This window comes from Pseudomonas sp. MPFS (genome assembly GCF_022537035.1).
In the GTDB taxonomy this organism is placed as follows: Bacteria; Pseudomonadota; Gammaproteobacteria; order Pseudomonadales; family Pseudomonadaceae; genus Aquipseudomonas; species Aquipseudomonas sessilinigenes.
This window is the reverse complement of sequence record NZ_CP066123.1, coordinates 1,300,228-1,314,725: the sequence shown is the minus strand read 5'-3', so window position 1 is coordinate 1,314,725 and position 14,498 is coordinate 1,300,228. Positions and strand designations below refer to the sequence as shown.

The window sequence follows — 14,498 nt, the reverse complement described above, 5'->3', positions numbered from 1 at the left end:
TGCCCAAGGTCTCGCTGTCCCCTGTGCGCTGTACGCTCAGTTGAGGGCCAGTGTAGGATGCGCGCCGTTTTGGCGCCTGCCGCCCCTTCCCTCGTTCCACACTTCTTGGAACCCGAAATAGCTATGTCATCGCGTAAATTTGGACTCAACCTGGTGATAGTGCTGGCCATCGCCGCGCTGTTCACTGGTTTCTGGGCGTTGATCAACCGCCCAGTCTCGGCCCCCGACTGGCCGGAACAGATCTCCGGTTTCTCCTACTCGCCCTTCCAGCTGGGTCAGTTCCCACAAAAGGACCAGTACCCGTCCGACGATGAAATGCGTCGCGACCTGGAGATCATGAGCAAACTGACCGACAACATTCGTACCTACTCGGTGGACGGCAGCCTGGAGGACATTCCCCGGCTGGCGGAAGAGTTCGGTTTGCGGGTAACCCTGGGGATCTGGATCAGCCCGGACCTGGAGCGCAACGAACGCGAGATCATGCGTGCCATCGAGCTGGCCAATACCTCGCGCAGTGTCGTGCGGGTGGTGGTGGGTAACGAGGCGATCTTCCGCAAGGAAATCACCGCCGACCAACTGTCCGTGGTCCTGGACCGGGTCCGCGCCGCGGTGAAGGTGCCCGTCACCACCTCCGAGCAGTGGCACGTCTGGGAAGAGCATCCGGAACTGGCCCAGCACGTCGACCTGATCGCCGCGCACATCCTGCCTTACTGGGAGTTCATTCCAGTGAACAAGGCCGAGCAGTTCGTGCTCGACCGGGCTCGCGACCTGAAGAAAATGTTCCCGAAAAAACCGCTGCTGCTGTCCGAAGTGGGCTGGCCGAGCAACGGCCGGATGCGTGGAGGGGCTGACGCCAGCCCGGCGGACCAGGCGATCTACCTGCGGACCCTGGTCAACCAGCTCAACCGCCAGGGCTACAACTACTTCGTCATCGAAGCCTTCGACCAACCGTGGAAGGCCAGCGACGAAGGTTCGGTGGGCGCCTACTGGGGCGTGTTCAACGCCTCCCGCCAACAGAAATTCAACTTCGAAGGCCCGGTCGTTGCCATCCCGCAATGGCGGGTACTGGCCATCGGCTCGGTGGTCCTGGCGATGCTGTCCCTGGCAATCCTGCTGATCGACGGCTCGGCCCTGCGCCAGCGTGGCCGGACGTTCCTGACCTTCATCGCCTTCCTCTGCGGTTCGGTGCTGGTCTGGATCGGCTATGACTACAGCCAGCAGTACAGCACCTGGTTCAGCCTGACCGTAGGCTTCCTCCTGGCCCTGGGCGCCCTTGGGGTGTTCATCGTCCTGCTCACCGAGGCTCACGAACTGGCCGAGGCCGTGTGGGTGCGCAAGCGCCGGCGCGAGTTCCTGCCGGTGGAAGGCGATTCCGGCTACCGGCCGAAAGTCTCGATCCACGTGCCCTGCTACAACGAGCCACCAGAGATGGTGAAGCAGACCCTGGACGCCCTGGCCAACCTCGATTACCCGGACTACGAAGTCCTGATCATCGACAACAACACCAAGGACCCGGCCGTCTGGGAACCGGTCCAGGCCTATTGCCAGACCCTGGGCCCGCGCTTTCGCTTCTTCCATGTCTCGCCCCTGGCCGGTTTCAAGGGTGGCGCGCTGAACTACCTGATCCCGCATACCGCCAAGGATGCCGAGGTGATCGCGGTCATCGACTCCGACTACTGCGTGGAGCGCAACTGGCTCAAGCACATGGTGCCGCACTTCGCCGATCCGAAGATCGCCATCGTGCAGTCGCCCCAGGATTACCGCGACCAGAACGAAAGCACCTTCAAGAAGCTCTGCTACGCCGAATACAAGGGCTTCTTCCATATCGGCATGGTTACCCGCAACGACCGGGACGCCATCATCCAGCACGGCACCATGACCATGACCCGGCGCTCGGTGCTCGAAGAGCTGGGCTGGGCCGACTGGTGCATCTGCGAGGACGCCGAGCTGGGCCTGCGGGTGTTCGAGAAGGGCCTGTCGGCCGCCTACCACCACGAAAGCTACGGCAAGGGCCTGATGCCCGACACCTTCATCGACTTCAAGAAGCAGCGTTTCCGCTGGGCCTATGGCGCGATCCAGATCATCAAGCGCCACACCGCCAGCCTGCTGCGCGGCAAGGACACCGAACTGACCCGCGGCCAGCGCTACCACTTCCTGGCAGGCTGGCTGCCGTGGGTGGCCGATGGCATGAACATCTTCTTCACCATCGGCGCACTGTTGTGGTCGGCGGCGATGATCATCGTGCCCAAGCAGGTGGACCCGCCGCTGCTGATCTTCGCCATCCCGCCCCTGGCGCTGTTCGTGTTCAAGGTCGGCAAGATCATCTTCCTCTACCGCCGTGCGGTAGGCGTGAACCTCAAGGATGCCTTCTGCGCGGCCCTGGCCGGCCTGGCCCTGTCCCATACCATCGCCAAGGCGGTGCTGTACGGTTTCTTCACCAGCAGCATCCCGTTCTTCCGCACGCCGAAGAACGCCAACAGCCATGGTTTCTGGGTGGCGATTTCCGAGGCTCGGGAAGAGCTGTTCATCATGCTGCTGCTGTGGGGCGCGGCGTTGGGGATCTTCCTGGTCCAGGGCCTGCCGAGCAACGACATGCGTTTCTGGGTGACCATGCTCCTGGTGCAGTCGCTGCCCTACGTGGCGGCATTGGTCATGGCCTTCCTGTCGTCGCTGCCCAAGCCGGCGCCGGAGCCTGAACCGGCCCCTGCGGCCTGAATCGACGCAAAGCACTAAACGGCGGCCTGAGGCCGCCGTTTTGCTTTAAGATATCCGCCATTTTGCGCGCCTTGCCCCCATTACAGTAGGAGCCAGGCTGACCCGCGATGAAACCTTTGCGGCGCCTTGGGCAAACCGCTTCGCGACCATCGCGGGCCAGCCTCGCTCCTACCTATAACGTCTCCGGAGTTTCCCATGACGGCCCATGCCGAGCTTTCGCCGACCCTGCAACTTGCCTGTGACCTGATCCGTCGCCCTTCAGTGACCCCGGTCGATGCCGACTGCCAGAAACTGATGATGCAGCGCCTGGGCGATGCCGGTTTCCAGCTGGAACCGATGCGCATCGAGGACGTGGACAACTTCTGGGCCACCCATGGCAAGCACGAGGGCCCGGTGCTGTGCTTCGCCGGCCATACCGACGTGGTGCCCACCGGCCCGGTCCAGGCCTGGCAGAACGATCCGTTCGAGGCCCTGATCGACGAACATGGCATGCTCTGCGGCCGTGGCGCGGCGGACATGAAAGGCAGCCTGGCGGCGATGCTGGTGGCCGCCGAGCGCTTCGTCGGCGATTACCCGGACCACAAGGGTTCGGTGGCGTTCCTGATCACCAGCGATGAAGAAGGCCCGGCGCACCATGGCACCAAGGCCGTGGTCGAACGCCTGGCGGCACGCAAGGAGCGCCTGGACTGGTGCATCGTCGGCGAGCCATCGAGCACCAGCCTGGTGGGCGATGTGGTCAAGAACGGCCGTCGCGGCTCCCTGGGCGCCAAGCTCACGGTCCGCGGGGTCCAGGGCCACGTGGCCTATCCGCACCTGGCCAAGAACCCGATCCACCTGGCCGCCGCGGCCCTGGCGGAACTGGCGGCCGAGCACTGGGACGACGGTAACGCCTTCTTCCCGCCCACCAGCTTCCAGATCTCCAACCTCAACTCCGGCACCGGTGCTACCAACGTGATCCCCGGTGAACTGGTGGCCCTGTTCAACTTCCGCTTCTCCACCGAGTCCACCGTCGAAGGCCTGCAGCAGCGGGTCGCGGCGATCCTCGACAAGCACGGGCTGGATTGGCATGTGGAGTGGGCGCTGTCCGGCCTGCCGTTCCTCACCGAGCCAGGCGCCCTGCTGGACGCGGTATCGGCCAGTATCAAGCAGGTCACCGGCCGCCAGACCAAGGCCTCCACCAGCGGCGGCACCTCCGACGGCCGCTTCATCGCCACCCTGGGCACCCAGGTCGTGGAGCTGGGGCCGGTCAACGCCACCATTCACCAGGTCAACGAGCGGATCCTGGCCAGCGACCTCGACGTGCTGACCGAGATCTACTACCAGACCCTGGTCCGGTTGCTCGCCTGATGCTTGCCTGTCCTCTTTGCAGCGCGCCGCTGAACACCCAGGATAACGGCGTGGTGTGCCCGGCCGGGCATCGCTTCGACCGTGCCCGCCAGGGCTACCTGAACCTGCTGCCGGTGCAGCACAAGAACAGCCGCGACCCGGGCGACAACCAGGCCATGGTCGAGGCCCGCCGCGACTTCCTCAACGCCGGGCACTACGCCCCGGTGGCCGCGCGCCTGGCCGAGCTGGCCGCCGAACGGGCACCACAGCGCTGGGTCGACATCGGCTGTGGCGAGGGTTACTACACCGCGCAGCTGGCCCAGGCCCTGCCCGACGCCGATGGCTACGCCCTGGATATCTCCCGGGAGGCGGTCAAGCGCGCCTGTCGCCGGGCGCCGCAACTGACGTGGATGGTCGCCAGCATGGCGCGCATCCCCCTGGCCGACGCCAGCTGCCAGTTCCTGGCCAGCGTCTTCAGTCCCCTGGACTGGCAGGAAGCCAAGCGCCTCTTGAGCCCTGGTGGCGGCCTGATGAAGGTCGGGCCAACCAGCGGCCACCTGATGGAACTGCGCGAACGCCTGTATGACGAAGTCCGTGAATACACTGACGACAAGCACCTGGCCCTGGTGCCACAGGGCATGGCCCTGGCCCATAGCGAGGTCCTGGAGTTCAAGCTAAGCCTGGAACGGCCGGAAGATCGCGCCAACCTGCTGGCGATGACGCCCCATGGCTGGCGCGCCAGTGCCGAACGCCGGGCCGCGGTGATCGAACAACCGCAGCCTTTCGAGGTCAGCGTATCGATGCGCTACGATTACTTCGTGTTGCAGTAACCCTATTTGAACCCAAGGCCTCGGGTGTGGACCCGGGGTCGAATGAATCCGCGAATGGATTTTCAGACCGGCAATGAGGACATCCATGCGCCAGCCCGATATCGAGATTTACCTGAAAGACGCCGACGTCGACTACAAGGCCATCGCCGCCTGGCTCGGCGCCGTGCTTGGCCCCTGCAGCGCCTGGGTCCAGAAAGGCCAGACCTACAAATGCACCGCTGGCGAGGTTCCGGTGACGTGGTTGCCCAAGGCCGTGGGCAAATGGAACAGCCTGTACCTGGAAAGCGACCAGACGCCCTGGGATGACGACATCGCTTGCGCTCGCGCCGCCTTTGCCGCACTCAACGTCGAAGTGCGCTGTGCACCGGGCAGTTGGGTCGAGGAAGAAGGTGAGGAGTCCGCCGATCGCTGGATTCGCATCAGCGCCGATGGAGAGGAAGAGATTACCTGGCGCACCGCCTGATTGCGCTTAGGCCTGATTCCAATTTCGGTAGGAGCGAGGCTTGCCCGCGATAGCGTTTATCGCGAGCACGCCTCGCGCCTACAGGGCATAGCCCTTACAGGCCGACGACGTCTTCGGCTTGCAGACCTTTCTGACCTTCCACCACAGCGTATTCCACCTGCTGGCCTTCAGTCAGCGAGCGGTGGCCTTCACCGCGAATCGCTCGGTAGTGGACGAACACGTCCGCGCCACCTTCACGTTGGATAAAGCCGTAGCCCTTGGCGTCGTTGAACCACTTCACGCTGCCAGTCTCACGAGTAGTCATGAATCCATCCCTCAATTTTTTATTATTGAATTGGCGCTATGCCGCCAAACCTGGAGAACTTTCCCTTGGAGTGCTTCTCTATGAGTGCAAGCGTCAAGACCGCGGGAGAGTTGGCCGAGTATATGACAGGCGCAAAAACTCTCAACTCAATCTTGTTTAGCGGCGTTTTTGCCGATTTTCGACGAATCCGGCACACTACTCTCCCCGAGCGCTTGCTCGGTTTTCTATTCACTCACGCAGAAACCGTATGACCCGCTCCCCGATCCGCCGTCTCGTGTTTGGCACCCTGCGCCGCCTGCTGTACCTCTGGGTGCGCTCGGAAACCATCAATCAGTCATCCTTCACCCTTGACCTGGATCGCAGCCGGCCGGTGTTCTACGTCCTGCAAAACCCATCCCTGAGCGACCTTGCGGTGGTGGATACCGAATGCACCAAGGCCGGGTTGCCCCGCCCGGTGCTGCCCGTGTCGGTGGGCACTCTGCTGGAGCCTGCGGCCTTCTTCTACCTGACCCCGGAGCCGGACTGGCTCGGCCGCCAGGACAAGCGCGGAGCCCCGCCCACCCTGACCCGCCTGGTCAGTGCCCTGACCCAGAATGCCGCCGAAGACGCGCAGATCATTCCGGTCAGCGTGTTCTGGGGCCAGTCCCCGGACAGCGAATCGAGCCCCTGGAAACTGCTGTTCGCCGACAGCTGGGCCGTCACCGGGCGCCTGCGTCGCCTGCTGAGCATCATGATCCTGGGGCGCAAGACCCGGGTGCAGTTTTCGGCGCCGATCAATCTGCGGGATCTGATCGAGCACAACAAGGGTCACGAGCGCACCGTGCGCATGGCCCAGCGCATCCTGCGGGTGCACTTTCGCAACCTCAAGGCCGCGGTCATCGGCCCGGATATCTCCCACCGGCGCAACCTGGTCAAGGGCCTGCTCAACCAGCCCCTGGTGAAGCAGGCGATCCAGGATGAGGCCGAACGCGAAAAGATTTCCCCGGAAAAGGCCAAGGCCCAGGCCCTGCGCTATGGCAACGAGATCGCCTCGGACTACACCTACACCGCGATCCGCTTCCTGGAAGTGGTGCTGAGCTGGTTCTGGAACAAGATCTACGACGGGATCAAGGTCAACCACCTCGAAGGCGTACAGAAGATCGCCCAGGGCCACGAAGTGATCTACGTGCCCTGCCATCGCAGCCATATCGATTACCTGTTGCTGTCCTACCTGTTGTTCCGCAATGGCCTGACACCTCCCCACATCGCCGCCGGCATCAACCTCAACATGCCGGTGATCGGCGGTTTGTTGCGGCGCGGCGGTGCGTTCTTCATGCGCCGCACGTTCAAGGGCAACCCGCTCTATACCTCGGTGTTCAACGAGTACCTGCACACCCTGTTCACCAAGGGTTTTCCGGTGGAGTACTTCGTCGAGGGCGGCCGCTCGCGTACCGGGCGCATGCTGCAACCCAAGACCGGAATGCTGGCCATCACCCTGCGCAGTTTCCTGCGTTCCTCGCGCATGCCCATCGTCTTCGTGCCGGTGTACATCGGCTACGAGCGCGTGCTGGAAGGACGGACCTACCTGGGCGAACTGCGCGGTGCCAGCAAGAAGAAGGAGTCGATCTTCGACATCTTCAAGGTCATTGGCGCGCTCAAGCAGCGCTTCGGCCAAGTGGCGGTGAACTTCGGCGAACCGATCAAGCTGGCAGAGTTCCTCGACCAGGAGCAACCGGGCTGGCGCGCGCAGGAACTGGGCCCGCAATACCGCCCGGCCTGGCTCAACGAAACCACCAATCGCCTGGGCGAACGGGTAGCACAGCACCTTAACGAAGCCGCCGCGATCAACCCGGTGAACCTGGTGGCCCTGGCCCTGCTCTCCACCAGCCGCCTGGCCCTGGACGACCGTGCCATGGCCCGGGTCCTGGACCTGTACCTGGCCCTGCTGCGGCGCGTGCCCTATTCGCCCCACACCACACTGCCCGAAGGCGATGGCCGGGCGCTGATCCAGCATGTGAAAGACATGCAGTTGCTGGCCGAGCAGAGCGACGCCCTGGGCAAGATCCTCTATCTGGACGAGCAGAACGCCGTCCTGATGACCTACTACCGCAACAACGTGCTGCACATCTTCGCCCTGCCGGCCTTGCTGGCGAGTTTCTTCCAGAGCTCCTCGCGCATGAGCCGCGAGCAGATCCTGCGCTACACCCGGGCTCTGTATCCCTACCTGCAGGCCGAGCTGTTCATCCGCTGGCCCCTGGAGGAACTGGACGCGGTGGTGGACCAATGGCTGGAAGCCTTCGTCGAACAAGGCCTGCTGCGCTTCGAGAAAGAGATGTACCAGCGCCCGGCGCCCAGCTCGCGGCACTTCGTCCTGCTGACCCTGTTGTCCAAGAGCATCGCCCAGACCCTGCAGCGCTTCTACATGGCCATTTCGCTGTTGCTCAACAGCGGCCAGAACAGCATCAGCGCCGAAGAACTCGAAGACCTGTGTACCGTCATGGCCCAGCGCCTGTCGATCCTGCATGGGTTGAACGCTCCGGAGTTCTTCGACAAGAGCCTGTTCCGCCATTTCATCCAAACCCTGCTGGACCAGGATGTGCTGCGGCGCGACGACGCCGGCAAGCTGAGCTACCACGACTTGCTGGGAGAACTGGCCGAAGGGGCCGCCAAGCGCGTATTGCCCGCGGAGATTCGCCTGTCGATCCGCCAGGTCGCCTTGCACCGCAGCGAAGATGCTGCCGAGCAGGACGCAGCCGAGGCCCAGCCTGACTAGATACTGATCCGCGCCGCCTGATCGGCGGCGCCTTCAAGAGGGAGAACCGCAATGAAAAGACTCATCCTGCTGGCCGCTGCCGCACTGCTGGGAGCCTGTCAGTCCACATCGCCAGCGGCCAAGGCCAGCCTCGACGGTGAGGTGTTCTATCTGCAACGGATCGCCCTGCCGCCTGCCGCCACGCTCAGCGTGACCCTGCAGGACGTCTCCCTGGCCGATGCGCCAGCACGGGTACTGGCCGAGCAACGAGGGCCGGTCAAGGGCCAGGTACCGTTGCCCTTCCATCTCGATTACGATCCGGCCCAGGTCAAGCCTGGCCATACCTATTCGATCAGCGCGCGCATCGAGGTCGATGGCCAGCTGATCTTCATCACCACCGAACACAACGGGGTCAAACTCGATGGCAGCGATGCACAGCCATTGAAACTCCGTGTCGACGCTGTCCGTTAATCCTCACCGCACAAGGAAGCCGCCATGCTCCGTACCTCGCTCCGTTTCACCAGCCTGTGCGCTGGCCTGATGATCTCCGCCAGTGCCCTGGCCCTGTCCCTGAGCGACCTGTCCCAGGGTGACGCCAACGGCGGCCTCAAGGATGCCCTGACCCAGGGCGCGCAGATCGCCGTCAAGCAGCTGGGCACCCCCGGCGGCTTCAGCAACAACCCCGATGTACGCATCGAGTTGCCGGGCAACCTCGGCAAAGTGGCAAAAAAGATGAAGCAGTTCGGCATGGGCGAACAGGTCGAGCAGTTGGAAACCAGCATGAACAAGGCCGCTGAAGCAGCGGTGCCGCAGGCCCAGGCCCTGTTGGTGGATGCAGTGAAGAAAATGACCGTGGCCGATGCCAAGGGCATCCTCGCCGGCGGCAAGGATTCCGCCACCCAGTACCTGGACAAGAGCAGCCGCGAACAGATCCGCGCCAAGTTCCTGCCCATCGTCAAGCAGGCCACCGACCAGGTCGGCCTGGCCAAGCAGTACAACTCCTTCGCGGGCCAGGCTGCAACCCTGGGCGTGCTGGACGCCAAGAACGCCAATATCGAAGGTTATGTCACCGAGCAGGCGCTCAATGGCCTGTTCGAGATGATCGGCAAACAGGAAGAAACCATTCGCCAGAACCCGGCCGCCGCAGCCACCAGCCTGGCCAAGAAAGTCTTCGGCAGCCTGTAACCCCCGCGTCACCCACAGGAGCCGGACTTCCGGCTCCTGTTACTCGCTCTCACGTCTTCTTGACCCTGAACCATGCCGCATACAGTGCCGGCAGGAACAGCAAGGTCAGCACCGTAGCAACGATCAGCCCTCCCATGATGGCCACCGCCATCGGCCCGAAGAACACGCTGCGCGACAGCGGGATCATCGCCAGCACCGCCGCCAGGGCAGTCAGCACGATAGGCCGGAAACGCCGTACCGTCGCCTCGATGATCGCATCCCAGGGCTTCTGCCCGGCCTTGATGTCCTGTTCGATCTGATCCACCAGGATCACCGAGTTGCGCATGATCATCCCCGACAAGGCGATGGTGCCCAGCATTGCCACGAAGCCGAAGGGCTGGCGGAACACCAATAGGAACAGCGTCACGCCAATCAGGCCCAACGGCGCGGTGAGGAACACCATGGCCGTGCGCGAGAAACTGCGCAGCTGGACCATCAGCAAGGTCAGCACCACCACGATGAACAGCGGTACGCCGGCTTTCACCGAGTTCTGGCCGCGAGCCGAATCCTCCACGGTTCCGCCGACCTCCAGCAAGTAGCCATCCGGCAGTTCGGCACGGACCGGTTCCAGGGTCGGCAGGATCTGCTGGACCAGGGTCGCCGGTTGCTCCTTGCCATAGATATCGGCCCGCACGGTCACGGTGGGCAGCCGATTACGGTGCCAGATCACTCCTTCTTCAAAGCCATATTCCAGGGTCGCTACCTGGGACAGCGACACGCTCTGGCCATTGTCGGTGGGTATCGCCAGGCTCGGCAGCAACGACAGCTCGGTACGCTCCTCGCGGGTTCCACGCAGGAGAATCTCGATCAGCTCGTTATCCTCGCGGTACTGGCTGACGGTCGAGCCGATCAACGAACTCTGGAGGAACTTGGACAAGTTGGCGGTGCTCACGCCAAGGGCCCGGGCCCGATCCTGGTCGATGTTCAGGTAGACCACCTTGCTCGGTTCTTCCCAGTCCAGGTGAACGTTGACCACATGGGGATTGTCCCGCACCTTCGTCGCCACCTTGCGGGCCAGGGCCCGGACTTCCTCGATGTGCTCGCCGGTCACCCGGAACTGCACCGGATAGCCGACCGGTGGACCGTTCTCCAGGCGCGTGACCCGTGAACGCAAGGCTGGGAACTGTTCGTTGAGGGTGTCGATCAACCAGCTGCGCAGGCTCTCGCGGTCTTCGATGCTCTTGGCCAGGACCACGAACTGGGCAAAGCTGGTGGCCGGCAACTGCTGGTCCAGCGGCAGGTAGAAGCGCGGTGAACCGGTACCGACGTAAGCCACGTAGTTATCGATGCCCGAATGCTCCTTGAGCATCGCTTCCAGGCGCTTGACCTCATCGGCGGTGTTGCTCAGCGAAGCCCCTTCCGCGAGCTTCAGGTCGACCATCAATTCAAGGCGGCCCGAGGCCGGGAAGAACTGCTGCGGGACGAAGCGGAACAACAGCACCGAGCCGACGAATGCCAGGATGGTCAGGACGATCACCGTCTTGCGCCGCTCCACACACCAGCCCACCACCCGACGTACGCGCTGGTAGAACGGCGTACCGTGGGGATTGGACTCGGCGCCATGCTTGGCCGCATGGAGCTTGGCCAGGTCCGGCAGCAGCTTCTCGCCCAGGTAGGGCACGAACACCACCGCGGCGATCCACGAGGTCACCAGGGCGATGGTCACCACCTGGAAGATCGAACGGGTGTACTCACCCGTGCCCGACTGGGCCGTGGCGATCGGCAAGAAGCCCGCCGCGGTGATCAGGGTGCCGGTCAGCATCGGGAACGCGGTGCTGGTCCAGGCATAGCTGGCGGCCTTGATCCGGTCGAACCCCTGCTCCATCTTGATCGCCATCATCTCCACCGCGATGATCGCGTCGTCCACCAGCAGCCCCAGGGCCAGGACCAGGGCACCGAGGGAAATCTTGTGCAGGCCGATGCCCAGGTAATACATGGTGGCGAAAGTCATCGCCAGCACCAGGGGAATGGCCAGGGCCACCACCATCCCGGTGCGGATGCCCAGGGAGAAGAAACTCACCAGCAGTACGATGATCAGCGCCTCGGCCAGTACCCGGACGAACTCGCCGACCCCAGTCTTCACCGCCGCCGGCTGGTCGGAGACCTTGCGCAGCTCCATGCCCGCCGGCAGGGTTTTCTGCAGCCGCGCGAACTCGCCCTCCAGGGCCTTGCCCAGAACCAGAATGTCACCGCCTTCCTTCATGGCCACGGCCAGGCCGATAGCGTCCTCCCCCATGAAACGCATGCGCGGCGCGGGCGGGTCGTTGAAGCCTCGGCGAACGTCGGCGACATCGCCGATGCGGAAAGTCCGCCCGGCGACCCGGATCGGGAAGTTGCGAATCTGTTCCACCGTCTGGAAGTTGCCGGAAACCCGCAATTGCACCCGCTCGCTGGGCGTCTCGAAGAAACCGGCGGTGGATACCGCGTTCTGCTCTTCCAGGGCTTGCTGCACCGCTGCCAGGGGCAGGCCCAGGGTCGCCAGCTTGACGTTGGACAACTCGATCCAGATCTTCTCGTCCTGCAGGCCGAGCAGTTCCACCTTGCCCACGTCCTTGACCCGTTGCAGCTGGATCTGGATGCGGTCGGCGTAGTCCTTGAGCACCGCGTAGTCGAAACCCTGCCCGGTCAGCGCATAGATGTTGCCGAAGGTAGTGCCGAACTCATCGTTGAAGAACGGGCCCTGGATGCCGGGTGGCAAGGTGTAGCGAATATCGCTGATCTTCTTGCGCACCTGATACCAGAGCTCGGGGATCTGGTTGGAATGCATCGAGTCGCGGGCGATGAACGTCACCTGGGACTCCCCAGGTCGCGAGAACGACACGATGCGGTCGTACTCGCCGGTCTCCATGAGTTTTTTCTCGATGCGCTCGGTGACCTGGCGCGACACTTCCTGGGCCGTGGCCCCCGGCCAACTGGTGCGAATCACCATGGCCTTGAAGGTGAAGGGCGGGTCTTCGCTCTGGCCCAGCTTGGTATAGGACAGTGCCCCGACAATGGCCAGCAGCAACATCAGGAACAGCACGATCTGGCGATTGCGCAACGCCCAGGCGGAAAGGTTGAAACCCATCGGGGACTACTCCTTCGCCGCCAGGTTGACCACACGGTTGGAGCGATCCACCGGGCGCACTTGCAGGCCCTCGTGAAGCACATGCACGCCCGCCGCCACTACCCAGTCGGAGGGGCTCAGGCCTTCGAGCACCGGCACGGTCTTCTCGTTGAAGGCGCCGACCCGTACCGGGGTCTTGTGCAAGGTGTTATTGGCGTCGATCCGCCAGACGTAGGTGGCGCCGCCCTCGGCGGTCAAGGCCGACAGCGGTACCGACAGCGACACTTGCTCGCCGCTCTGGACGAATACCCGGGCACTCTGGCCCAGTTCCGCCGGGACCTTGCCCGTGTTGAAGGCAATGCGCGCGGCGAAGGTTCGCGAGCGTGGGTCGGCAGCCGGGGACAACTCACGGATCTGTCCGTCGAAGCGCTGCCCTGGCTGGGTCCACAGCTCCACCGATACCGGCTGGCCGATCTTGAACCGACCGAAGTTCTGTTCAGGGAAGCTGATCAGCACCTCCCTCTCGCCATCGGTGGCCAGGGTGAAGACCGTCTGCCCCGCTGCCACTACCTGCCCCACCTCCACGGCACGCTTGGCGACCACGCCATCCTGAGGTACGCGCAGCACGGCGTAACCGGCCTGGTTGTTGGCTACGTCGAATTCGGCCTTGATCTGCTTGAGCCGCGCTTCGCCGGAGCGGTAGAGATTCTCGGCATTATCGTATTGGGAACGGCTGACCATCTGCCGGTCCAGCAGGGCCTTGTAGCGATCGCGCTCGGCACGCACCAGGTCGAGGTTGGCGCTGGCAGCGGTGACTTGGGCCCGGGTCGCCTCCAGTTGCAGGCGTACGTCCTGCGGGTCGAGTTCGGCCAGCGGCTGGTTGGCCTTGACCCGCTCACCCTCCTCTACCAGCCGTCGGCTGACCTTGCCGCCGATACGGAACGCCAGGTCCGGCTCATAGCGGGCCCGCACCTCACCGGGATAGCTGTCCAATGCCCTTGCCGAAGGCTCCGGCTGGACCACCATGGCTGGCCGGATGCCAATTTGGACGGGCTCTTCGTGCCCACAAGCAGACAGAAAAAAAGCCAGGCTGACTGGCAGGGCATAGCGGAACATGGCGGCGACCTTTCGCTAATGGTGCTTGGAATATTTATACTGGCCAGTATGTTATTAATAGCAAACTCACCAGTCCAGTATTAACAGCGAAAAATGTCCGACAATAATGCCGCACACGTTGGGCCAGGCAGGCCCAAGGATCTGGCAAAACGCCAAGCCATTCTCGACGCAGCGAAGAAGCTGTTCTTGAGCAACGGCTACGCCAGTACCAGCATGGATGCGGTCGCCGCCGAGGCCGGCGTTTCAAAGCTCACGGTGTACAGCCACTTCAATGACAAGGAGACGCTGTTCTCCGCCGCCGTCGTGGCCAAGTGCGAGGAACAGCTGCCTACGCTGATCTTCGAGCTGCCACCCGACACCTCCGTGGAAAACCTGCTCTTGAGCATCGGGCGGGGCTTTCATCAACTGGTCAACAGCGACGAGTCGGTCAACCTGCACCGCCTGATCATGGCGCTGGGCAGCCAGGACCCCAAGCTCTCGCAGATGTTCATCCAGGCAGGACCCGAGCGGGTGTTGCAAGGCATGGAGCGGCTGCTGGGCAAGATCGACCAGTTGGGCACCCTGCGCATCGACAAGCCACGCAATGCGGCCGAGCACTTTTTCTGCATGCTCAAGGGCGGGGCGAATTTTCGCGTGCTCTTCGGCTGTGGCCAGCCACTGACCGGGGCTGCTGCGCAGGCGCACGTCAGGGAAGTGGTGGAGCTGTTCATGCGTGCCTATCGTCCAGGGCCGGACTGATCCCC

At 63.4% G+C, this 14,498-nt stretch carries 11 protein-coding genes; 8 read left to right on the top strand and 3 right to left on the bottom strand.

All coding sequences use genetic code 11. The features are described 5' to 3' along the window. Window positions 1-123 precede the first annotated feature (123 nt). From I9018_RS05875 to I9018_RS05860, 4 genes are all read left to right on the top strand, one after another. On the top strand, window positions 124-2,715 hold the full coding sequence (locus tag I9018_RS05875; RefSeq protein WP_068583796.1) for a glycosyltransferase: 2,592 nt from the start codon (window positions 124-126) through the stop codon (window positions 2,713-2,715). Window positions 2,716-2,910: 195 nt separating this feature from the next. Next, a complete protein-coding gene (gene dapE / locus I9018_RS05870) occupies window positions 2,911-4,062 on the top strand; it encodes a succinyl-diaminopimelate desuccinylase (protein ID WP_068583793.1) in 1,152 nt (383 codons plus the stop codon). Then, on the top strand, window positions 4,062-4,871 hold the full coding sequence (locus I9018_RS05865; RefSeq protein ID WP_068583788.1) for a putative RNA methyltransferase: 810 nt from the start codon (window positions 4,062-4,064) through the stop codon (window positions 4,869-4,871). The genes dapE and I9018_RS05865 overlap by 1 nt, the downstream gene beginning before the upstream one ends. Window positions 4,872-4,956: 85 nt before the next feature. After that, window positions 4,957-5,334 (top strand): hypothetical protein, encoded by a 378-nt coding sequence (locus I9018_RS05860; RefSeq protein WP_241108956.1) that lies wholly within the window; start codon window positions 4,957-4,959, stop codon window positions 5,332-5,334. A 94-nt stretch (window positions 5,335-5,428) separates the two neighbouring features. On the opposite strand, the gene I9018_RS05855 is transcribed toward I9018_RS05860, so the two are convergent. Next, window positions 5,429-5,638 (bottom strand): cold-shock protein, encoded by a 210-nt coding sequence (locus I9018_RS05855; RefSeq protein ID WP_022642562.1) that lies wholly within the window; start codon window positions 5,636-5,638, stop codon window positions 5,429-5,431. Between the two features lie 247 nt (window positions 5,639-5,885). Between I9018_RS05855 and plsB the strand changes: the two genes are divergently transcribed. From plsB to I9018_RS05840, 3 genes are read left to right on the top strand one after another with little or no spacing between them, the layout of a single operon-like run. Next, window positions 5,886-8,390 carry a glycerol-3-phosphate 1-O-acyltransferase PlsB gene (gene plsB / locus I9018_RS05850; protein WP_241108955.1) on the top strand — a complete coding sequence of 835 codons (2,505 nt, stop codon included), beginning with the start codon at window positions 5,886-5,888 and terminating at the stop codon, window positions 8,388-8,390. Window positions 8,391-8,441: 51 nt separating this feature from the next. Continuing rightward, complete coding sequence (locus I9018_RS05845) at window positions 8,442-8,840, top strand: YbaY family lipoprotein (RefSeq protein ID WP_124345847.1); 399 nt, start codon at window positions 8,442-8,444, stop codon at window positions 8,838-8,840. A gap of 24 nt (window positions 8,841-8,864) precedes the next feature. After that, window positions 8,865-9,554: a DUF4197 domain-containing protein gene (locus I9018_RS05840; RefSeq protein ID WP_068583754.1), complete on the top strand. Its 690-nt coding sequence runs from the start codon at window positions 8,865-8,867 to the stop codon at window positions 9,552-9,554. A 49-nt stretch (window positions 9,555-9,603) separates the two neighbouring features. Here I9018_RS05840 and I9018_RS05835 read toward each other — a convergent pair whose 3' ends face one another. Beyond that, complete coding sequence (locus tag I9018_RS05835; protein ID WP_241108954.1) at window positions 9,604-12,660, bottom strand: efflux RND transporter permease subunit; 3,057 nt, start codon at window positions 12,658-12,660, stop codon at window positions 9,604-9,606. Between the two features lie 6 nt (window positions 12,661-12,666). Beyond that, the gene (locus I9018_RS05830; RefSeq protein WP_241108953.1) at window positions 12,667-13,755 is read right to left on the bottom strand and encodes an efflux RND transporter periplasmic adaptor subunit; all 1,089 of its coding nucleotides are present in this window, start codon (window positions 13,753-13,755) and stop codon (window positions 12,667-12,669) included. 93 nt (window positions 13,756-13,848) lie between these two features. Here I9018_RS05830 and I9018_RS05825 point away from each other — a divergent pair, with 93 nt between their 5' ends. Then, window positions 13,849-14,493, top strand: coding sequence for a TetR/AcrR family transcriptional regulator (locus I9018_RS05825; RefSeq protein WP_241108952.1), 645 nt, complete (start codon window positions 13,849-13,851; stop codon window positions 14,491-14,493). Window positions 14,494-14,498 lie beyond the last annotated feature (5 nt).

Coding starts and splice junctions, on each gene's coding strand:
- I9018_RS05875 (WP_068583796.1), top strand. CDS start 124: ATGTCATCGCGTAAATTTGGACTCAACCTGGTGATAGTGCTGGCCATC.
- I9018_RS05860 (WP_241108956.1), top strand. CDS start 4,957: ATGCGCCAGCCCGATATCGAGATTTACCTGAAAGACGCCGACGTCGAC.
- I9018_RS05845 (WP_124345847.1), top strand. CDS start 8,442: ATGAAAAGACTCATCCTGCTGGCCGCTGCCGCACTGCTGGGAGCCTGT.
- I9018_RS05865 (WP_068583788.1), top strand. CDS start 4,062: ATGCTTGCCTGTCCTCTTTGCAGCGCGCCGCTGAACACCCAGGATAAC.
- I9018_RS05835 (WP_241108954.1), bottom strand. CDS start 12,660: ATGGGTTTCAACCTTTCCGCCTGGGCGTTGCGCAATCGCCAGATCGTG.
- I9018_RS05855 (WP_022642562.1), bottom strand. CDS start 5,638: ATGACTACTCGTGAGACTGGCAGCGTGAAGTGGTTCAACGACGCCAAG.
- plsB (WP_241108955.1), top strand. CDS start 5,886: ATGACCCGCTCCCCGATCCGCCGTCTCGTGTTTGGCACCCTGCGCCGC.
- I9018_RS05830 (WP_241108953.1), bottom strand. CDS start 13,755: ATGTTCCGCTATGCCCTGCCAGTCAGCCTGGCTTTTTTTCTGTCTGCT.
- I9018_RS05825 (WP_241108952.1), top strand. CDS start 13,849: ATGTCCGACAATAATGCCGCACACGTTGGGCCAGGCAGGCCCAAGGAT.
- I9018_RS05840 (WP_068583754.1), top strand. CDS start 8,865: ATGCTCCGTACCTCGCTCCGTTTCACCAGCCTGTGCGCTGGCCTGATG.
- dapE (WP_068583793.1), top strand. CDS start 2,911: ATGACGGCCCATGCCGAGCTTTCGCCGACCCTGCAACTTGCCTGTGAC.